23 protein-coding genes and 1 tRNA gene are annotated in these 18150 nt (G+C 64.6%); 5 read left to right on the top strand and 19 right to left on the bottom strand.

Features of this window, described 5'->3' with window-relative positions; genetic code table 11:
• Window positions 1–67: 67 nt before the first annotated feature.
• The 4 genes from K5X80_RS06390 to K5X80_RS06375 form a co-directional block, all read right to left on the bottom strand.
• On the bottom strand, window positions 68–334 hold the full coding sequence (locus K5X80_RS06390; RefSeq protein ID WP_222560010.1) for a hypothetical protein: 267 nt from the start codon (window positions 332–334) through the stop codon (window positions 68–70).
• 119 nt (window positions 335–453) lie between these two features.
• Window positions 454–921: a nitroreductase family deazaflavin-dependent oxidoreductase gene (locus K5X80_RS06385; RefSeq protein WP_222560009.1), complete on the bottom strand. Its 468-nt coding sequence runs from the start codon at window positions 919–921 to the stop codon at window positions 454–456.
• 84 nt (window positions 922–1005) lie between these two features.
• Window positions 1006–1890, bottom strand: coding sequence for a beta-keto acid cleavage family enzyme (locus tag K5X80_RS06380; protein ID WP_222560008.1), 885 nt, complete (start codon window positions 1888–1890; stop codon window positions 1006–1008).
• 233 nt (window positions 1891–2123) lie between these two features.
• Window positions 2124–2210 (bottom strand) — tRNA-Leu (locus K5X80_RS06375).
• 193 nt (window positions 2211–2403) lie between these two features.
• Between K5X80_RS06375 and K5X80_RS06370 the strand changes: the two genes are divergently transcribed.
• Window positions 2404–3354 (top strand): NAD(P)H-binding protein, encoded by a 951-nt coding sequence (locus K5X80_RS06370; protein WP_222560007.1) that lies wholly within the window; start codon window positions 2404–2406, stop codon window positions 3352–3354.
• Between the two features lie 21 nt (window positions 3355–3375).
• On the opposite strand, the gene K5X80_RS06365 is transcribed toward K5X80_RS06370, so the two are convergent.
• From K5X80_RS06365 to K5X80_RS06355, 3 genes are all read right to left on the bottom strand, one after another.
• Complete coding sequence (locus tag K5X80_RS06365) at window positions 3376–3843, bottom strand: NfeD family protein (protein ID WP_222560006.1); 468 nt, start codon at window positions 3841–3843, stop codon at window positions 3376–3378.
• A complete protein-coding gene (locus K5X80_RS06360) occupies window positions 3843–4862 on the bottom strand; it encodes an SPFH domain-containing protein (RefSeq protein ID WP_222560005.1) in 1020 nt (339 codons plus the stop codon). Before K5X80_RS06360 ends, K5X80_RS06365 begins: the two co-directional genes overlap by 1 nt.
• Window positions 4863–5452: 590 nt before the next feature.
• Window positions 5453–6463 carry an NAD(P)H-dependent flavin oxidoreductase gene (locus K5X80_RS06355; protein WP_222560004.1) on the bottom strand — a complete coding sequence of 337 codons (1011 nt, stop codon included), beginning with the start codon at window positions 6461–6463 and terminating at the stop codon, window positions 5453–5455.
• 204 nt (window positions 6464–6667) lie between these two features.
• Between K5X80_RS06355 and K5X80_RS06350 the strand changes: the two genes are divergently transcribed.
• Window positions 6668–8191 carry a catalase gene (locus K5X80_RS06350; protein ID WP_222560003.1) on the top strand — a complete coding sequence of 508 codons (1524 nt, stop codon included), beginning with the start codon at window positions 6668–6670 and terminating at the stop codon, window positions 8189–8191.
• A gap of 45 nt (window positions 8192–8236) precedes the next feature.
• Here the strand turns inward: K5X80_RS06350 and K5X80_RS06345 are convergent, their stop codons facing one another.
• Window positions 8237–8713 carry an SgcJ/EcaC family oxidoreductase gene (locus K5X80_RS06345; RefSeq protein WP_222560002.1) on the bottom strand — a complete coding sequence of 159 codons (477 nt, stop codon included), beginning with the start codon at window positions 8711–8713 and terminating at the stop codon, window positions 8237–8239.
• A gap of 118 nt (window positions 8714–8831) precedes the next feature.
• On the opposite strand from K5X80_RS06345, the gene K5X80_RS06340 reads away from it, so the two are divergent.
• Window positions 8832–9371, top strand: coding sequence for a nuclear transport factor 2 family protein (locus K5X80_RS06340; protein WP_222560001.1), 540 nt, complete (start codon window positions 8832–8834; stop codon window positions 9369–9371).
• Window positions 9372–9416: 45 nt separating this feature from the next.
• Window positions 9417–10175, top strand: a complete 759-nt coding sequence (locus K5X80_RS06335) for an alpha/beta fold hydrolase (RefSeq protein ID WP_222560000.1) — start codon at window positions 9417–9419, stop codon at window positions 10173–10175.
• 283 nt (window positions 10176–10458) lie between these two features.
• On the opposite strand, the gene K5X80_RS06330 is transcribed toward K5X80_RS06335, so the two are convergent.
• Window positions 10459–11724, bottom strand: coding sequence for an aspartate kinase (locus K5X80_RS06330; RefSeq protein WP_222559999.1), 1266 nt, complete (start codon window positions 11722–11724; stop codon window positions 10459–10461).
• A 68-nt stretch (window positions 11725–11792) separates the two neighbouring features.
• On the opposite strand from K5X80_RS06330, the gene ubiG reads away from it, so the two are divergent.
• On the top strand, window positions 11793–12551 hold the full coding sequence (ubiG, locus tag K5X80_RS06325) for a bifunctional 2-polyprenyl-6-hydroxyphenol methylase/3-demethylubiquinol 3-O-methyltransferase UbiG (protein WP_222559998.1): 759 nt from the start codon (window positions 11793–11795) through the stop codon (window positions 12549–12551).
• Window positions 12552–12575: 24 nt separating this feature from the next.
• On the opposite strand, the gene K5X80_RS06320 is transcribed toward ubiG, so the two are convergent.
• From K5X80_RS06320 to K5X80_RS06275, 10 genes are all read right to left on the bottom strand, one after another.
• A complete protein-coding gene (locus K5X80_RS06320; RefSeq protein WP_222559997.1) occupies window positions 12576–12845 on the bottom strand; it encodes a PepSY domain-containing protein in 270 nt (89 codons plus the stop codon).
• Window positions 12846–12912: 67 nt separating this feature from the next.
• Window positions 12913–13434 carry a GNAT family N-acetyltransferase gene (locus K5X80_RS06315; RefSeq protein WP_222559996.1) on the bottom strand — a complete coding sequence of 174 codons (522 nt, stop codon included), beginning with the start codon at window positions 13432–13434 and terminating at the stop codon, window positions 12913–12915.
• 279 nt (window positions 13435–13713) lie between these two features.
• Window positions 13714–13986, bottom strand: coding sequence for a hypothetical protein (locus tag K5X80_RS06310; protein ID WP_222559995.1), 273 nt, complete (start codon window positions 13984–13986; stop codon window positions 13714–13716).
• 164 nt (window positions 13987–14150) lie between these two features.
• Window positions 14151–14510: an arsenate reductase gene (locus K5X80_RS06305; RefSeq protein WP_222559994.1), complete on the bottom strand. Its 360-nt coding sequence runs from the start codon at window positions 14508–14510 to the stop codon at window positions 14151–14153.
• On the bottom strand, window positions 14507–14821 hold the full coding sequence (locus K5X80_RS06300) for an antibiotic biosynthesis monooxygenase family protein (protein ID WP_222559993.1): 315 nt from the start codon (window positions 14819–14821) through the stop codon (window positions 14507–14509). Before K5X80_RS06300 ends, K5X80_RS06305 begins: the two co-directional genes overlap by 4 nt.
• Window positions 14821–15294: a crossover junction endodeoxyribonuclease RuvC gene (gene ruvC / locus K5X80_RS06295; protein WP_222559992.1), complete on the bottom strand. Its 474-nt coding sequence runs from the start codon at window positions 15292–15294 to the stop codon at window positions 14821–14823. The genes K5X80_RS06300 and ruvC overlap by 1 nt, the downstream gene beginning before the upstream one ends.
• Before the next feature lie 73 nt (window positions 15295–15367).
• Window positions 15368–16429 carry an acyl-CoA desaturase gene (locus K5X80_RS06290; protein WP_222559991.1) on the bottom strand — a complete coding sequence of 354 codons (1062 nt, stop codon included), beginning with the start codon at window positions 16427–16429 and terminating at the stop codon, window positions 15368–15370.
• Window positions 16430–16537: 108 nt separating this feature from the next.
• On the bottom strand, window positions 16538–17281 hold the full coding sequence (locus K5X80_RS06285; RefSeq protein ID WP_222559990.1) for a YebC/PmpR family DNA-binding transcriptional regulator: 744 nt from the start codon (window positions 17279–17281) through the stop codon (window positions 16538–16540).
• Window positions 17282–17340: 59 nt separating this feature from the next.
• Window positions 17341–17835 (bottom strand): arsinothricin resistance N-acetyltransferase ArsN1 family B, encoded by a 495-nt coding sequence (locus tag K5X80_RS06280; protein WP_222559989.1) that lies wholly within the window; start codon window positions 17833–17835, stop codon window positions 17341–17343.
• The gene (locus K5X80_RS06275; RefSeq protein WP_222559988.1) at window positions 17832–18149 is read right to left on the bottom strand and encodes a heavy metal-binding domain-containing protein; all 318 of its coding nucleotides are present in this window, start codon (window positions 18147–18149) and stop codon (window positions 17832–17834) included. Before K5X80_RS06275 ends, K5X80_RS06280 begins: the two co-directional genes overlap by 4 nt.
• Window position 18150 lies beyond the last annotated feature (1 nt).

Below are 18150 nucleotides of genomic sequence, written 5' to 3'. Positions count from 1 at the left end.
TCTGCCCAGAGGATATCCCCGTGCGGCAAACGCAGGCAGAACGCGCATCGCCCTACTCCTCCCTGCTTCACCCGTCGGCCACCGGTTTCTTCAGGATAAGATAGCGGTAAACCCCCACACAGTTGATGATAAGCAGGGCGATATTCTGCCAGCCGATCCCCGCACTGTCCGGTTGCAGGAATCCCCATGCAATCAGGACAATGCTGCCGAACACGAACAGGACAAAGCCGAAGCCCGTCCACCGTCTGCCGAGATTGAGGGATACGATAAGCGCCGCCACAGTCGACAGGAAGGCCCCCAGATATTGCAACGCGCTGATTGTGGACGAAAGCATCAGGCATCCCTACGCAAGAAACGCCGCCCGGTTCCCCGCGCCAGCAAAAACAAGCGCGGCACTGCCCCCACTATCGCACCGGAGGCCTCCAGGGTGCCCCGGCGCGCCGCGCAAGAGCATCAGAGCGTCGCCGTCCTGCCGGTCGGCGTCAGCACCACCACCGGGATGCGCCTGCTGGTGGCGGCTTCATAATCCGTATAGGGCGGATAGATATCGACCATTCCGGCCCAGATCCGCGCGCGTTCCTCCCCTTCGGCCACGCGCCAGCTTCCGGTGAAATGATCCTCCGCCACCTGGAAGGCCACCTCGTCCGCCGCCTCCATGTTGAGGAACCAGCCCGGATGGCTGGGCGCACCGCCTTTCGAAGCGATGATCGCGTAATCCTCACCGAACTTGCCGTAGATCAGCGGCACGATCGAAACCTTGCCCGATTTGCGCCCCACCGTCTTGAGCAGCAGCGTCTGCGTCGGCCCTTTGCCGCCCAGCCCGCTGAAATCCACGTAGTGCCCTTCGCGCCCATCGGTTTCCAGATAAGTGCGAATATGTTCGGCGTACCAATCGACGTTATCCGCGGTGGCCTTGATCATGCGTGTCACTCCCAATCCGATATGCCCGATGTTGTGCCCGCCTCGCCCGGCCTCCGCAAGGGAGACCGCCATGGCGCTTGGGTCTTAAGCCTTAGGCGACCGCCACACAGCCAGCGTCGCTTCACGGTCCGCCACCGGCCTGCCCGCCTGCTCGGCCAGCCGGAGCGCGGCCCGAATCTGGTCCTCGTTGGTCGGCTTGTCCACTGGATCGAAATGGCTTTCGAGACCGATCTGGAGATGGCCGCCCCGTTCGATGGCCATTTCGGGCAGCTCCGTCCTGAACAGATCGCCGCCCCAGACGGAAACGGTCCACGGCAGGTCCGTCCCCTCCAGCATATCGAGATAGGCCAGCAGTGCATGGCGCGTGGGCGGCAGGCCGAAACTGGGGCTGGCCTGGGTGGACAAGCCGTAAGGTCCGCCGAAATAGAGGTTGACCACCGCCCCTTGCGGCAGTGTGCCCGCCGCATGATAGGCCAGCACCGTGCGCAGATAGCCGGGCTCGTAGATCGCTATCTGCGGCCCCAGCTTCCATGCGGCGAGCTGCGCGAAATTGGCCCGGATCTGCTCGTAACTGTTGGTGTAGTAACCGCCCATCGGAATGCCTTCCGCATCGAGAGCGGAAAAGCCGACCGAGCCCGGATCGCAGCAGGCGAACTCCAGCCCGATCGCCTCATCGATGATCCGAACATGGTCGAGATCGTCGCAGCCGTCGCGGGTCAGCGTCGGATACCACAGCGCGCCGGGCCGCTCCGCCCGGATGCGCCGCCACGCCGCCAGATAATCGTCAGCCGCCGCCTGCCCCTTCAGCGCGGTGCTCGCATTGTGGCAGTGAATGATCGAGGCCCCGGCATCGTAGCAGGACAGCGCCGTTGCCACGATTTCATCGGGCCCGATGGGAACATGGGGGTTGGCGCTTTTCGAACGCTCGCCATTGATCGAAACCGCCACCACCAGCGGCCGCCCCTTCATATTCGCCTCTCCTGCCACCTCATGCTCCCCATCATTCTGTTTTCTCTGCCCGCATTCAGCCGCGATTGGCGCAATGAATCAAGCCATGCCTGAGCGCGCGGGAAGTTACGCCCTTTGGGGGGAGCCGTTGCCATGGTGCTGATCGAGAGAAAACCGCAGGCCCACGGCGTGAAACCCGGCGTGCTCTTGGCGATTTCGTTGAAAACCTTCCGGATTCTTCCAGAAGGAAAAAATGGTGCCCAGAAGAGGACTCGAACCTCCACGCCCTTGCGAGCGCCGCCACCTGAAGACGGTGCGTCTACCAATTCCGCCATCTGGGCACGGACCGCACAGGCTTCGAAAAAGGCGCTGTGCAGCGGGTAGGTGGGCGCCACTAGCCAACGCCCCGGGGGCTGTCAACGCCTCTCTTGCAGGAAGGCGAAACAAATTGCGCGCTCCCTTGCGATGTGCCCCGCCTTGCGGCATGGCGAGCCGCAGAACGGCATTCTTTTACACAGGTTGGACCTGCATACTATGGCACATTCCGATCCGCTGGATGGCAAATTGGTGCTGCTGCTGGGCGGCAGCGGCATGCTGGGCACGCATGTCGCGCAGGAACTGCTGGCGCGCGGCGCGCGGTTGCGCGTGGCTTCGCGCCATCCCAAACGCGGCTTCAATCTGCGCCCGCTGGCCAATCTCGGCCAGATCCAGTTCGTCGGCTGCGACGTTACCAAGCCGCACACCATCGCCCCGGTCGTGGCCGGGGCGGATGCCGTGGTCTATCTGGTGGGCGCGTTCACTGGCGATCTCGACGCGGTGCACGTGCGCGGCGCCGAAGCATGCGCGCTGGCTGCGCGGAACGCCGGGGCGAGCGCTTTCGTCCATATATCGGCGCTGGGCGCCGATGCCGAATCGCCTGTCGCCTACGCCCGGACGAAAGCCGCCGGCGAAGCGGCGGTGCGCGCGGCCTTCCCCACGGCGACGATTCTGCGCCCGGCGATTCTGGCGGGGGACGACGACCAGTTCATCAACAAGTTCGCCGGGCTGATCGCCAGCCTGCCGGTGATCCCGATTTTCGCCCCGCATGCGAAGCTCCAGCCGCTGTTCATCGACGACGCGGCGCAGGCCGTGGCGCAGGCATTGGCCGATCCCGCCGCGCATGGCGGCAAGACTTACGAGATCGCCGGGCCCGAAGCGATTGAGGTGGCCACGCTCAACCGCCGGATCGCCGCCGCGCAGGAGCGTGAGCGGACATTCATCGAACTGTCCGACGGCCTTGCCGGCGTGCTGGCCGCGCTACCCGGCATCCCGATCAGCCGCGACCAGTTGAAGCTGCTGCGGGCCGGCAGCGTGCCTTCGGGGCAGGAACCGGGGATCGAAGCGCTGGGCATCACGCCCCGCCCGCTGTCGCTGTTCCTCGACCGCTGGATGGTCCGCTATCGCAAGCTCGGCCGCTTCGGCGCGGCCCCCAAGACGGTGGCCTGAGGGAAACCTCGGGCCCTTCTCTCAGGCTCCGTCGGTCTCACCGCTGCCGAGCGGTTCCACCAGCAGCACCGCCCCATCGCTGCCGACGATGCGCACGCGCGTGCCCGGCGCGGTGTCCGGCCCACGGGCGATCCATTCGCTGTCGCCATGATGGATGCGGCCGCTGCCACCGACGATAGCCTGCGTCACCACCGCCGTTTCCCCCGTCAGCCGCGCACCCCGCCGATTCATCTTGGGATCGGCCTCCGCCACCGGATTGGCGCGCAGATACGTGCGGCCGGTAAACACCGCCACGATCGCCAGCACGGCAAACAGCACGATCTGCACCGGCAGGCCGATCGGCAGCAGCCAGGCGGCAATCCCGGTAATCAGCGCCGCCCCGGCCAGCCAGATCAGGAACAACCCCGGCAGCGCCATTTCGGCGGAGGCGAGGATCAGGCCGATCGCCAGCCAGACCCAGTGTGCGTCCAGATTGTTCAGCGCCTCCATCACTGCCCGCCCGCCGAAGGCGGCACGCTGGGCCGCGGCATGACCGGCGGACGCGGGGTATCGGCGCTCCGGCCCCTGCCGCCGCCGCCAGCATTGCCGCCACCCCCGCCATTCCCATCGCCCAGCGCATCCTTCACCAGTTCGCCGATACCGCCCAGCGTGCCGATGAGATTGGACGCTTCCACCGGGAACAGGATGGTCTTGGCATTGGGCGAGGTCGCGAATTGCGAAACCGCCTCGGTGTATTTCTGCGCCACGAAGTAATTGATCGCCTGGCTGCCCGATTCGGCGATGGCGGCGCTGACCATCTGCGTTGCGCGCGCTTCGGCCTCGGCTTCGCGCTCACGCGCCTCGGCGTCGCGGAAAGCGGCTTCGCGGCGGCCTTCGGCAGAGAGAATCTGCGATTGCTTGTCGCCTTCGGCGCGCAGGATTTCCGCCGCCCGCAGGCCTTCCGCTTCCAGAATCTGCGCGCGCTTTTCACGCTCCGCCTTCATCTGCCGGGCCATGGCGTTGGAAATGTCCGCCGGCGGGCGGATATCCTTGATTTCGACGCGGGTGATTTTCACCCCCCACGGCGACGTGGCATGATCGACCACCGAGAGCAGACGGGCGTTGATCTCGTCCCGCTTGGACAGAGTCTCGTCCAGATCCATCGAGCCCATCACCGTGCGCAGGTTGGTGGTGGTGAGCTGCATGATCGCATTGTAGAGGTTCGACACCTCGTAAGCCGCCTTGCCCGCATCCAGCACCTGGAAGAACACCACCGCATCCACACCGACCATGGCGTTGTCGCGGGTGATGATTTCCTGCCCCGGAATATCCAGCACCTGCTCCATCATGTTCACTTTCTGGCCCACGCGGTCGATGAACGGGATGATGAGATGCAGCCCCGGTTCGGCGGCGAGCGTGAATTTGCCCAGCCGTTCGATCGTATAGACATACCCCTGGCGGACGACACGAACGCCCATCAGCAGGAAAATCACCACCAGAACCACAAGCGCGATCAGAAAACTGCCCATCTGCCTCTCTCTTTCCACTGCCGGACAAGACATCGTAACCCGGCAAGTCCCTGCCGGGAACCGAAATCGGCCCTTCGCCCGCAGGACTGGCCCGGTTGACACAGAACGGCCCGAAAGTGCGCCCGGTTTCTCGCCCGACGATGCGCCGCCCGCCATCCGGCAGGGCCTGCCTTCCACCCTTTCGGATAGGGGAAAAGCCCGGTTTTCCGAGGATGATGCCCCTTCCCACCCCGCGCGTGCAGGCCCGCCCCTCTCCAGGCGCCTGCTGCGGGCCGGGCGATGGGTGTGACTTTTCGCAGCGGTATCCTGTTACCGCCTGCCCGCCCCGCTTCATCCCGGGGATTGCTGGCTGCGGCGGCACAAGGAGCGATGCGGCGTCTCATGCCGCAGGTTAAGCCAGATTTGGCGCGTGTAGGAAAGTTTGACGGACCGTGCCCCTGGGGCTGGGGGGTGCGCGTCCTTCGACAGGCTCAGGACGAACGGATATGGAGGGATGTTACCTCCGCTCCATCCCGAATACCGGCTATCCCCCCACCCCGCTCATCTTGAGTCTGTCGAAGGACACGCGGGGCGGAAGGCCCCCGCCGAAATCACCGCCGCGAAAGCGCGGTTTCGCTTTCAGCCAGCAGTTCGGCGATGATGTCGGCCACCGGCTCTTCCTTGCTGACCATGCCGACCGACTGGCCCGCCATCAGCGAGCCGTTCTCCACATCGCCATCGATCACCGCGCGGCGCAGCGCGCCGGCCCAGTAATGTTCGATCCGCAGCTGCGCCTCGCCCATTTCCACCTGGCCGTCGTCCAGCAATTGCGCCACTTCGCGCTGCTTGGCGGTGAATTCCTCGGTGCCCTTGTTCTTGAGCGCGCGCACCGGGATCACCGGCAGGCGCGGATCGACTTGCACGCTGGCCACCGCGTCGCGCGCGTTGGCGCGGAAAAACGCCTGCTTGAATGCCGGATGGGCGATGCTTTCGGTGGCGCAGGCGAACCGCGTGCCGAGCTGGACCCCGGCCGCGCCCATTTCGAGATAGCCCGCGATCGCCTCGCCCCGGCCGATCCCCCCGGCGACGAACACCAGATGCTCCTCCGCCAGCGCGGGCAGGAATTCCTGCGCCAGCACGCTGGTGGCGACCGGGCCGATATGGCCGCCCGCTTCCATCCCTTCGATCACCAGCGCATCGCCGCCCGAGCGCAGCAGTTTCTTCGCCAGCGCCAGCGTGGGCGCGAACACGATCACTTTGGCCCCGAACGCCTTGATCGCTTCCACGCTGCCTTTGGGCGGAATGCCGCCGGCCAGCACCACATGGCCGACCCCGTGCTTCGCGCAGACTTCGATCAGATCGAACAATTGCGGGTGCATGGTGATGAGATTGACGCCGAACGGCTTGCCCGTCAGCGCCTTGGTCCCGGCGATTTCGGCATCGAGCAGTTCGGGCGTCATCGCCCCGCAGGCGATCACGCCGAAGCCCCCGGCGTTGGAGATCGCCGCCACCAGATTGCGTTCCGACACCCAGCTCATCGCCCCGCAGAGAATGGCATGTTCGCTGCCGAGGAATGCGGCGCCGCGCGCCATGAGGTGGGTTGTCTTGGGAAAGGCGCTCATTCTGGCTCCGGTGGTCATGAAATCGGTCGGCACGCGCCTTAAAGCGCTGTCTGCCAGCCGACAAGCCGCAACAACCGGGAGAAATGGCAGCAACAGCGCAAGTTAAATCACCTCGTCGATTAGACTTACGATTTTAATTTGTTTAGTCGATTATGGATATCCGGATAGAAAAATGTACCGTCACCATTCACGAGGAGAGAGACAATGGACCGATCGCATCCCGACGCAGGCAAATGCCCCGTTTCGCATCTGACCACCGCTTTCGGCGCCCCGGTGCCGGACAATCAGGACAGCCTCACCGCCGGGCCGCGCGGCCCCTTGCTCGCCCAGGATGTGTGGCTGAACGAGAAGCTGGCCAATTTCGTGCGCGAAGTGATCCCCGAACGGCGCATGCACGCCAAGGGATCGGGCGCGTTCGGCACGTTCACGGTGACGAACGACATCACCCGCTACACCCGCGCGAAAATCTTTTCCGAAGTCGGCAAGAAGACCGAAATGTTCGCCCGTTTCACCACCGTGGCCGGGGAACGCGGCGCGGCGGATGCCGAACGCGACATTCGCGGCTTCGCGCTGAAATTCTATACCGAGGAAGGCAACTGGGACATGGTGGGCAACAACACCCCCGTGTTCTTCCTGCGCGATCCGCGCAAATTCCCCGATCTCAACAAGGCGGTGAAGCGCGATCCGCGCACCAACCTGCGCAGCGCCACCAACAACTGGGATTTCTGGACGCTGCTGCCCGAAGCTTTCCATCAGGTGACGATCGTGATGTCCGACCGGGGCATTCCGAAAAGCTACCGCCACATGCACGGCTTCGGCAGCCACACCTACAGCTTCTGGAACGAAGCCGGGGAACGGTTCTGGGTGAAATTCCACTTCAAGACCCAGCAGGGCATTGAAAACCTGACCGATGCGGAAGCCGCGGCCCTGGTCGGCGGAGACCGGGAATCGCACCAGCGCGACCTCTACGACGCCATCGAACGGGGCGATTTCCCGAAATGGAAAATGTACATTCAGGTCATGCCCGAAGCGGATGCGGAAACCTATCGCTTCCATCCGTTCGATCTCACCAAGGTGTGGTACAAGGCCGATTACCCGCTGATCGAAGTGGGCGAATTCGAACTGAACCGCAATCCGGAGAATTTCTTCGCCGATGTGGAACAGAGCGCGTTTGCCCCGTCCACGGTTCCGCCGGGGATCGGCTTCTCGCCCGACCGCATGCTGCAGGCGCGGCTGTTCAACTACACCGATGCGCAGCGCTATCGCCTGGGGGTGAATTTCCATCAGATTCCGGTGAACGCCGCCCGTTGCCCGGTGATGAGCAACCAGCGCGACGGGGCCGGCCGGGTCGACGGGAATTACGGCAGCCGCCCGCATTACGAGCCGAACAGCTTCGGCCAGTGGGAGGAACAGCCCGAATTCCGCGAACCGCCGCTGAAAATCAACGGCAATGCCGATCACTGGAACTTCCGCGAGGATGACGACGATTACTTCACCCAGCCGCGCAAGCTGTTCCAGCAGATGAGCCCGGAACAGCAGCAGGCGCTGTTCGCCAACACAGCGGCGGCGATGGGCGATGCCCCGGACTTCATCAAGCTCCGGCACATCGGCAACTGCACCCGCTGCGACCCGGCCTATGGCGCGGGCGTGGCGGCGGCGCTCGGCCTGCCTGCCCCGACCGAAGGGGAAGTGCAGGCCCGCGCGATCGAAACCCCGCGCACCCGCTGATCGGCCCCGGATGGCCCCCGCCCACACCGGACGGGGGCCATCTCGTTATGCCGAAAGATAGTTCGATTCGCCGAAATAGGCGTCCATCGCCGCGATCAGCCCATCGGGATTGAAACGCATCACATCCAGCGTTTCCACGCGGAACGGCACACCATTGTTCACCGCATGGACCATCATCGCAGCGGCCCCCAGAGGCCCGGCGATCCGCACCGATCCTTCGAGTTCCAGCCGCATGCCTTCCGCCATCGCGTCGAACGCGGCCTGATACCACGCGCGGATGGCGGCGCGGCCCTGCACCGGCGGCGATGTCACCGGATCGCGCAGCACCGCGTCTTCGGCATAGAGCGCGGCCACCGCATCGGCATCGCCCGCGCTGAACAGGGCGACATAGCGTTCGAACACATCGCGGATATGACCGGCCGAAGGCCCTTCCGCCTGCCCTGCCATCTGCGCTTTGCCCATTTCGGGAATTTCAACCATGTCCTCTCCATCGTAATGCTGCCCGCTAGTGGGCGCAGGCATGGGCGCGGTCAAGGTGGCGCGGCACGCCCTGCCCCGCAGCGAAGACGACGCGCATCACGATTGCGCCACGGCGCGCGCTGCGGCACCATCCCTTCGCAACGATTGGGGAACCCGAAAGATGAAGCACCGCCTCGCCGCTCTGCTGCTGGCGCTCACTCTGCCGCTCGCGGCCACGCCCGCCGCAGCGAAGCCCGCTGCCGCGCCGCTCTGCCTCTCGCTGGAAGACCGGGCGGAAATTGCCGATCTGATGGCGCGCTATGCGCTCTATGCCGATGCGGGCAACGGGGCCGCCTTCGCGGCCACGTTCACCGCCGAAGGGCAGTTGATCGTTCGCGGCCAGCCGGTGCGCGGGCAAAGCGCGCTGGCCGCGATGATCGACGGGAAGACGGACCGGACTCTGCACCTGCCTTCCGCCCCGGCGCTGGTCAAAGTGGCCGTGGATACGGTGCGGGCCCGTTCGCAGCTGGTCTATATGAAAGACACCGCAGGCGCGGCCACGGGCAGCACCCCCTATGTCGGCTTCGCCGTGTATGAAGACACGATCGTCCACACGCCCCAGGGCTGGAAATTCGCGGAGCGGCGCGCGGCCGAAACTCAGCCGATCGCGCCGGAACTGCTGCCCACCGCAGCATCGCCCATATGCCGGGAGCGGCCATGAACCAGCGGCAAGAACCGGCTGCACAGTATTGAAGGGAGAGAGACATTGGCGAAATTCGTGCTGATCCACGGAATGTTCCACGGCGCGTGGTGCTGGGACCGATTGCTGCCCGAACTGGCGGCGCGCGGCCACAGCGCCATCGTGCCCAATCTGGCGGGCTGCGCGGGCGATCCCACCCCGCCCGAACAGTGCACGCTGGAACGCTGGGCCGGCGACGTTGCCGATGCTATCGCGGCGCAGGGCGATCCGGTGATCGTGGTCGGGCACAGCCGCGGCGGGCTGGTGGCCAGCCAGGTGGCCGAACAGGCGGCGCAGCAGGTGGCAGGCGTGGTCTATCTGACGGCGGTCATGCTGCCCGATGGCACGGCGATGGCGACGATGGCCGATCTGCTTGCCCGATCGGGCCATGCGGATGACGGCCGCGTGCCGTTTCCCATCGGCTTCAGCGAGGATCGGCGCTGGCTGCTGCCGCCCGATCCCGATGCCTGGTTCCACGAAGGCTACACCGGGGAAGAGCGGGCGTGGTCGCGCGCACATATCGCGCCCGAACCGTCAACCGCGCTGGCCGCACCGCTGCATCTCAGCCCAGCGCGCTATGGGGCCCTTCCCCGGTTCTATATCGAAACGTTGCAGGACAAGATCCTGCCCATCGCCACGCAGCGCGCGATGATCGCGGTCGCCGGGCCGGTGGAAACCTACACTCTCGACACCGGGCATATGCCCAATGTCACACATACCGCCGAACTGGCCGACATTCTGGACGATATCGCGCAGCGGGTCGGCGCGCCTGCGGTGCAGGCTTAAGCTTAGGCGATTGTATCTTTTGCAAATACGAATTGCCCCGGCCCAATTTCCGTTCGGCCTGAGCCTGTCGAAGGCCATGCGCCGAAAGTGTGGCCAAGGAGCTTTCCTGAGCAGGGGGGCTGCTGTTGCATGCAGCCTTCGACAGGCTCAGGCTGAACGGGTGGAGTATTTGTAAAAGATACAATCGCCTAAGCTTTAAAACCCTGCACGCACCCTCGTCACCAACCTTCGTCATTCCCGCCTGCGCGGGAATGACGGGAGAAGAAAACTGTGCCCCGTGTCCTCAGGCCGCGTCGGCGGCGTCGAGACCATAGGCGGTGTGCAGCACGCGCACGGCCAGTTCGGTTTCGTCCGCGTCGATCAGCACCGAAACCTTGATTTCGCTGGTGGAGATCGCCTGGATATTGATTCCGCGATCGGCCAGCGTCTTGAACATGGTGGCGGCGACGCCCGCATGGCTGCGCATACCCACGCCCACGACGCTGATTTTCGAAACCTTGCTGTCGGTGATCATGCGATAGAAGCCGATGGCGTCCTTCTGCCCTTCGAGCAGCGCCTGCGACCGTTCGAGATCGGCCTGCGGCACGGTGAACGTCACGTCCGTCTCACCCTTGTCCTTGGCGACGTTCTGGATGATCATGTCGACATTGATGTTGGCGGCGGCCAGCGGGCCGAAAATCGCCGCAACCGCGCCCGGCCGGTCGGCAACGCGGGTAAGAGTGATCTTCGCCTCGTTCTTGTCGGCGGCGATACCGGTGATCTGCTGGCGTTCCATATCGAGTCCTTCCAGTTCTTCGTCGCTGACGATCATCGTGCCGGGCAGTTCATCCGCCAGCGGGGCATCGTCGTCGATGAAGGATGACAACACCTGCACCCGGACGCCTTCCTTCATGGCGAGGCTGACCGAACGGGTCTGCAGGACTTTCGAGCCGACCGAAGCCAGCTCCAGCATTTCTTCGTAAGTGACATTGGGCAGCTTGCGCGCCTTGGCCACGATGCGCGGATCGGTGGTATAGACGCCATCGACATCGGTGTAGATATCGCACCGGTCGGCCTTGACCGCCGCCGCGACCGCCACCGCCGACGTGTCGGAACCGCCCCGGCCCAGCGTCGTCACCCGGCCATCCGGCGCCAAGCCCTGAAAGCCCGGGATCACCGCGATTTCGCCCGCCTGCATCGAGGCGATCAGCGCATCGGCATCGAAATCCTCGATCCGCGCCTTGGCATGGGCGTCGTTGGTCCTGATCGGCAATTGCCAGCCCAGCCAGCTGCGCGCCTTGCAGCCCATCGCCTGCAGGGTCAGCGCCAGCAGCCCCGAAGTGACCTGTTCGCCCGCCGCCACGACCACGTCGTATTCCGCCGGGTCGTACAGCGCGTTCGCTTCGCGGCAGAAGTTCACCAGACGGTCGGTTTCCCCGGCCATGGCCGATACCACCACGGCCACTTCATGCCCGGCGGCCTGCTGGCGGCGCACGATATTGGCCACACGGCGGATGCGTTCCGTCCCCGCCATCGAAGTACCGCCAAATTTCATCACTATGCGAGCCAAGCTTGCGCTCCTGTTGGTTGAGGTCTGGCCTGCTGGAATCAAATCTCCGGCGCTGTTAGGGATGTGGCATGACGAATGCAACTCCCGGGGCACACCCCGCCCCATCCGCCCCTGCGACCATCCGCCCGGAAGAGGCGGCCCACTTCGGCAAGCTGGCTGCCGAATGGTGGGACCCGAAGGGCTCGTCCGCCATGCTGCACAAGCTCAATCCGGTGCGGCTGGGCTTCGTGCGCGAAGCGATCGACGCGCATTGGGGCAGCGACACCCGCGCGCTGAAGCCACTGGCGGGCAGGACCGCGCTCGATGTCGGGTGCGGCGCGGGCCTGCTGGCGGAACCGCTGGCCCGGCTGGGCGGCGCGGTGACCGGGGTGGATGCGGCAGCGGAAAACATCGCCGCCGCGCGCGCCCATGCGGCGGGGGCAGGTCTGCCGATCACCTATTGCGCCGGGGAACTGTCCACGCTCGGCCTCGGCACGTTCGATCTGGTCACCGCGATGGAAGTGATCGAGCATGTGGCCGACAAGGCGGCTTTCATCGCCGAACTCGTCCGCCATCTGGCGCCGGGCGGGCTGATGATCCTGTCCTGCCCCAACCGCACCCCACAATCGCGCCTGCTGATGATCGGGCTGGCCGAAGGGGTCGGCGCGATCCCCAAGGGCACGCATCACTGGGACGATTTCATCACCCCGGACGAATTGCGCGATCTTCTGGCCCATGCCGGGCTGGCAATGGGCGAACCGCGCGGCATCGCCTTTGCGCCCGCCAGGGGGCTGCATCTGTCGGACAATCTGGCGCTGAACTATATCGTCACCGCGCGCCACGCATGATTGGTGGGGTTTGCGGCCCCGCGATCAGTCGTCGTGCACGCGCTTGACGATGGCCAGCGTTCTGGGATCGAGTTTGAGATCGTATTCCAGCCCGTTGCGGGTGCGGGCATCGTCCACTTCCCAGCGGCCATCATCGAATTCGATCTCTTCCCAGCTGACATAGCCTCGCTCACGCAGCACTTTTTCGATCGCCGTGCGCTCCGCCTCGGTCGGCGGGCGATCACTGGCGAGCGCCGGGGTGGCAGCCAGGCCGAACGTGGATGCCAACAGCACGGTAAACAGGGTTTGACGCATATCCGTTGCTCCTTCTGAAGAAGGAACCGGGCGCCACCGCGATGGTTCCGGCAATTGCGCCTGCCTGTCAGCACACATCGATCCGCCCCTGATGCCGCGCCCCACGGGCGAACAGCACGCGCCCGGGCCGCTGCCCGACCTGCCCCGTGTGCGTGAAGCCGACACGGTGCAGCAATTCCCACGAAGGCCCATTGTCCGGATGGCATTCCGCAACCATGCGGCATTCGGGATGGCGCAAACTCAGCCGGGCGGTCAGCGCCTGCAAGGCTTCCCGCGCCAGCCCCTGCCCGCGCGCCGTGGCCGCCATCCAGTAACCGATCTCAATCTCCCCGCGGCGGCGCGCGTGATGCACGCCGATCACGCCCAGCAGGCGGCCTGTCTCCCGGCTCCAGATGCCGTGGAAGCGGTCGCCCATGCCCCGGCGGCCGATCAGCGCGCGCGCATCGGCGGGCGTGAACGGTTCGGGCAGGAAGGAAATGCGCTGCGTCACCGAACCATCGGTGATCGCCGCCAGCGCAGCGGCATCGGCATCCTCCAGCGGGGCGATGCGACATCGCGCGGTGAGGATCGTGGCGAGGAAATCGGTCATGGTGGTCTCTCCTGAGGCCGCCGCGACGCGTGATGGGGATGAAAGATGACCATGCACACCGACACGGCGGCAATGGTCACATATGATGACGCTGCCGCTCCCTAGAGGAAGCGCCAATAAAATCGGTGCGAAAGGCGAACGGAGTCGGTCATCGCCATGCCCTTTGCCATAAGCGCCGCCGCCGGGCAATCGTCACATGCCTCGCGCAGCGATGGCGAGGAACGGAGCGCCAGCCACCGGCGCAGGCCGGGCCAGTGCGGCGCAGCCTGTCTGATCGCGTTATCGCTTCGGCGGGGCTTGCGCCGGTTCCGTGGTTGCGGTTGCGGGCGCGGGCGGCGTCGCGGGTGCGACACGCTCGGCGTCCGCGATGCAGGGGAAGGCGGGGCCGTCCGGCGTCTGGGTGGGATGCGTGCCGGACAGGCAGACCACTTCAACTGGAAGCGGCCGATAGGGGAACTTTTTCGGCTCTTCCTTATCTTTCGCGAACGAAGGGGCGGCGCCTGCGACAGCTGTCAAAGCGGCCGCCAACAGGACAAGCGAACGCATTTTCATGACACTCTCCCGAACTGCAACTCAATTATCGATAGTACGATTGTTATATTTTTAGAATGAATACTTTGTGAATTTTATGAAAATTATTGATGCAGTACTCCGACAGCACACATCGCAACCCGTTGCCGGTAAGTATCGAACCAGAGAAAGTTCGCAAATCGGCATCAGCGACCGAGCCCCTCCAGCGCCGCCGCCCATTCCGGTTCCTTGAATCCGACCAGCAGGCCGCCGGGATATTCCACCACCGGCCGCTTGATGGTGGAGGTATGCTCAGCCATCAGCGCCACGGCGCGGGCCGCGTCCAGCCCTTGTTTGTCGGCATCGGGCAACTTGCGGAACGTGGTGCCCGCGCGGTTGAGGATCACCTCCCAGCCCCTGGCCGCGACCCATGCCTCCAGCTTCGCAGGGTCCGCCCCGGCTTTCTTGTAATCGTGGAAAGTGTAGCCGATTCCCCGCGCATCCAGCCATTTGCGCGCCTTTTTCACCGTGTCGCAGTTGGGAATGCCGTAAAGGGTGATGGTCACTGTGCGTCCTCGTACTCGAAATGATGGATGCGCGGATTGGCGCAGGCGAAAAGCGTGTAGCTGGCGTAATAAGCATTGCGGCCCTTGCCCTGCACGACAAGATGTTCCGCTTGCTGGCCCCAATTGCGCGCCGAAGCCTCGTCCGTCCATTCGGACAGAGCGATCACTTCGCCATCTTCTGCAAGGTAACTTTTGAAGGAAAGGAAGCCGGGCTGCTGCCCCGCCAAAGCGAGCATCCGATCGGCATCGGCCTCGTATGCCGCCTGATCCATATCCGCACGCTTGCGGTTGCGAAATACCACCAGAAACATCAGATTCGCCCCCCCATATGCGCATCGGCAATGGCCACCGCCAGCGCATCGGCGGCATCGGCGCCGCTGACCGCGATTCCCGGCAGCAACACTTTCAGCATGGCCTGCACCTGCGTCTTTTCCGCCGCCCCGGTGCCGACCACCGATTTCTTCACGCTGCGGGTGGAATGTTCGATCACCGGCAGCGACGCGCGCCCGCAGGCAGCCAGCACCGCCCCGCGCGCATGGGCGAGCTTGAGCGTGGATTGCGGGTTCTTGTTGACGAACACTTCCTCCACCGCCGCGCGATCCGGCTCGTACTGCCCGATCACCGCATAGACGGCATCGAGGAGATGGAGCAGCCGTTCCGGCATCGGGGCCTTGGTGTTGGTCGCGATCTGGCCGTTGGCGATATGCGTCAGGCGCGAGCCTTCGCTGCGGATCACGCCCCAGCCGGTGCAGGTGAGCGAAGGATCGAGGCCGAGGATGATCATCCTCCGGGCCTAGCGGGCCAGACCTGCCCAAGACAAGTCCCGGCGCCGAAAGACCCGTGCGCTACCGGCGAAATCAGCGGTGGTGCGGCCGCGCGTGCATATTGGGCCGCTGCACATCCCAGACCAGCCCGAGCTTCTCGAGCCCGGAAATGATCCATCCGCTCACGTCGATTTCGTACCAGCGGACCTGCGTCGAATGGCCGCGCGGGTGGGCGTGATGGTTGTTGTGCCAGCCTTCGCCCAGCGTCAGGAAACCGAGCACCGGATTGTTGCGCGCCTGATCCTCGCTGGTGAAATTCTGGTAGCCATAGCGGTGGCCGAAGCTGTTGACGGCGGCGATGGCGTGCAGCGCCAGCGCGAGCCGCAGGAAGCCCGCGACCATCACCGTGCCGAGCACCGCCTTCGGTCCGCCGAATGCCAAGCCCCAGACGGCGGGGGCGATGACGGCCGAAACCGCGAACCAGTGCCAGCGTGTCCGGTGGCACCATTCGATCACCGGGTCGCCGACGATCCCTTTGCCGTAGATATCGAGATTGGTCATCGCATCGCCATAGGCCCAGGCGAGATGCGCGTGCTTGAGCCCCGCGCGGCCGGAAATGCCCTGCCCGTAATCATCGACATAGGGGCTGTGAATATCGCCCGCGCGATCCGCATAGGCGTGATGCCGCCGGTGATCCGCGCACCACCGCTTGAGCGAACCGTAGACGCCGCACTGGGCCAGCGCGCCGAGGATATAGCGCATCGGCGTGGAGGTTTCGAACGCCTTGTGCGTGAAATAGCGGTGATAGCCGATCGACATGGCGAGAATGTTCAGCACATAGAAGAAGGCGAATCCGCTCCATTCCACCCAGCCGGTCGGCATGAACAGGACATAGGCCACCGCAGCCAGTGCCCCGCCCTGCTTGATTCCGGCATAGATCAGGTGTTCGCGCCGCCGGTCGGCCGCATCTTCGCCGCCATAGCGGACCGCCGCGCGCCATGCTTCGCGGCGCGATGCCATGCGCGATTCGCGGCCGGAACCGGCCACGGCGGGTTCACCGCCGGGGAAGCCGAGCGGCATGGTATCGAGCGCTTCCACGCCCGAATCCATGCCTTGCGCGCTATACGCAATGTCGCCGATCAACCTGTCAGTCATAGCCATCCCTAGGTTAAGCCGAGGAATGGTTTACAGGATTTGTTAACTAAAGAGAACCTGAAAACTCCGGGACATAATGGTTAACGTCCCGGAATTATACAACGGCGGTTAACCGAGCTTGGCCATGACCTCGTCGGAAACGTCGTAATTGCCCCACACGGTCTGCACGTCGTCATCGTCGTCGAGCGCATCGATCAGCTTGAACAGCGTTTGCGCATCGCCTTCGGCCACTTCGACAGTGAGATTGGGTTTCCACGCCAGCTTGACGCTTTCCGCCTCGCCGAGAACCTTTTCGAGAGCGCCCGCCACTTCGTGCAGCACTTCCATATCGGTCCAGACGCTGTGGCCGTCTTCCGCGCTTTCCACGTCATCGGCGCCCGCTTCGATCGCGGCTTCGAGGACTTTTTCCTCGTCCCCCGCGCCCGCCGGGTATTCGATCAGGCCCTTGCGCTCGAATCCATGGCTCACCGCGCCCGAAGCGCCGAGATTGCCGCCGTTCTTGGCGAAGGCGGTGCGCACATTGGTGGCGGTGCGGTTGCGGTTGTCGGTCAGCGCTTCGACGATCAGCGCCACGCCGCCGGGGCCGTAGCCTTCATAGCGGATTTCCTCGTAATTTTCCGCGTCGCCTTTCGAAGCCTTGTCGATCGCGCGCTGGATATTGTCCTTCGGCATCGATTGCGCCTTGGCGTTGTTCACCGCCAGGCGCAGGCGCGGATTCATGTCCGGATCGGGCGCGCCCATCTTGGCCGCCACCGTGATTTCGCGGCTGAGCTTGGAAAACATGGCCGAGCGCTTCTTGTCCTGCGCGCCCTTGCGATGCATGATATTCTTGAATTTGGAATGGCCTGCCATGGCTCGTCTTCATCTCTGGAAAATGGTGTGATGGGGTGCCCTTACAACGGGCATATCGGTCAGAGCAACAATTGCCACCAGCCGACATCGCGCCATTCGTGGTGTTTCCAGCCGACTTCGCGATAAATGCCCACCGGGGTGAAGCCCAGCGCCTCGTGCAGGGCGATGCTGCCCGGGTTGGGCAGCGCGATCCCGGCAAAAGCGGCATGATAGCCGCGCTCTCGCAACCCTTGCAGCAACGCATCGTAAAGCGCCCGCCCGATCCCGCGCCCATGGAAAGCCTGCGCGATGTAGATCGCGACATCGCAGGAACCGGCATAGGCCGCGCGTTCGCGGTGCGGGCTGGCGTAGGCATAGCCTACCACCTGCCCATCGCATTGCGCCACCAGCCATCCGTGCGTGGGGCCGTACAGCGCCATGCGGCGGGCCATTTCGGCAGCATCGGGGGCTTCGATTTCGAAACTGGCCCAGTGATCGGTGACATAAGGCGCATAGATGGCGGCGCAATCCGCGGCATCCCTTGCGGGATCGGCTGGTCGCACCGCCGTGATCACAGGCGGACGGCCGTCCCGCTGGCGCTGACCATCAGCATGGAGCCCGATTTGCCCAGCACTTCGTAATCGAGGTCCACCCCGACGACGGCATTGCCACCCAGTTGCGCCGCGCGCGCCTTCATTTCGCCCAGCGCCTCTTCCCGGGCCCGGGCCAGCACGTTTTCATACTTGCCGGAGCGGCCGCCGACGAGATCGGTGATCGACGCGAAAAGATCGCGCACGATATTCGCGCCGACGATCACTTCGCCGGTCACGATACCAAGATAGTCCTGCACCGGCCGTCCTTCGACAATCGCGGTGGTGGTTACGATCATG

Source organism: Caenibius sp. WL (genome assembly GCF_019803445.1).
Taxonomy (GTDB): domain Bacteria; phylum Pseudomonadota; class Alphaproteobacteria; order Sphingomonadales; family Sphingomonadaceae; genus Caenibius.
The sequence above is the reverse complement of the archived record's forward strand: the minus strand, read 5'-3'. Positions and strand labels throughout refer to the sequence as shown.

What these genes read in the sequence shown, in the direction of transcription:
- K5X80_RS06390 (WP_222560010.1), bottom strand. Translation starts at nt 334, where the DNA reads ATGCTTTCGTCCACAATCAGCGCGTTGCAATATCTGGGGGCCTTCCTG.
- K5X80_RS06385 (WP_222560009.1), bottom strand. Translation starts at nt 921, where the DNA reads ATGATCAAGGCCACCGCGGATAACGTCGATTGGTACGCCGAACATATT.
- K5X80_RS06380 (WP_222560008.1), bottom strand. Translation starts at nt 1,890, where the DNA reads ATGAAGGGGCGGCCGCTGGTGGTGGCGGTTTCGATCAATGGCGAGCGT.
- K5X80_RS06370 (WP_222560007.1), top strand. Translation starts at nt 2,404, where the DNA reads ATGGCACATTCCGATCCGCTGGATGGCAAATTGGTGCTGCTGCTGGGC.
- K5X80_RS06365 (WP_222560006.1), bottom strand. Translation starts at nt 3,843, where the DNA reads ATGGAGGCGCTGAACAATCTGGACGCACACTGGGTCTGGCTGGCGATC.
- K5X80_RS06360 (WP_222560005.1), bottom strand. Translation starts at nt 4,862, where the DNA reads ATGGGCAGTTTTCTGATCGCGCTTGTGGTTCTGGTGGTGATTTTCCTG.
- K5X80_RS06355 (WP_222560004.1), bottom strand. Translation starts at nt 6,463, where the DNA reads ATGAGCGCCTTTCCCAAGACAACCCACCTCATGGCGCGCGGCGCCGCA.
- K5X80_RS06350 (WP_222560003.1), top strand. Translation starts at nt 6,668, where the DNA reads ATGGACCGATCGCATCCCGACGCAGGCAAATGCCCCGTTTCGCATCTG.
- K5X80_RS06345 (WP_222560002.1), bottom strand. Translation starts at nt 8,713, where the DNA reads ATGCCTGCGCCCACTAGCGGGCAGCATTACGATGGAGAGGACATGGTT.
- K5X80_RS06340 (WP_222560001.1), top strand. Translation starts at nt 8,832, where the DNA reads ATGAAGCACCGCCTCGCCGCTCTGCTGCTGGCGCTCACTCTGCCGCTC.
- ubiG (WP_222559998.1), top strand. Translation starts at nt 11,793, where the DNA reads ATGACGAATGCAACTCCCGGGGCACACCCCGCCCCATCCGCCCCTGCG.
- K5X80_RS06320 (WP_222559997.1), bottom strand. Translation starts at nt 12,845, where the DNA reads ATGCGTCAAACCCTGTTTACCGTGCTGTTGGCATCCACGTTCGGCCTG.
- K5X80_RS06315 (WP_222559996.1), bottom strand. Translation starts at nt 13,434, where the DNA reads ATGACCGATTTCCTCGCCACGATCCTCACCGCGCGATGTCGCATCGCC.
- K5X80_RS06310 (WP_222559995.1), bottom strand. Translation starts at nt 13,986, where the DNA reads ATGAAAATGCGTTCGCTTGTCCTGTTGGCGGCCGCTTTGACAGCTGTC.
- K5X80_RS06300 (WP_222559993.1), bottom strand. Translation starts at nt 14,821, where the DNA reads ATGTTTCTGGTGGTATTTCGCAACCGCAAGCGTGCGGATATGGATCAG.
- ruvC (WP_222559992.1), bottom strand. Translation starts at nt 15,294, where the DNA reads ATGATCATCCTCGGCCTCGATCCTTCGCTCACCTGCACCGGCTGGGGC.
- K5X80_RS06290 (WP_222559991.1), bottom strand. Translation starts at nt 16,429, where the DNA reads ATGACTGACAGGTTGATCGGCGACATTGCGTATAGCGCGCAAGGCATG.
- K5X80_RS06285 (WP_222559990.1), bottom strand. Translation starts at nt 17,281, where the DNA reads ATGGCAGGCCATTCCAAATTCAAGAATATCATGCATCGCAAGGGCGCG.
- K5X80_RS06275 (WP_222559988.1), bottom strand. Translation starts at nt 18,149, where the DNA reads ATGATCGTAACCACCACCGCGATTGTCGAAGGACGGCCGGTGCAGGAC.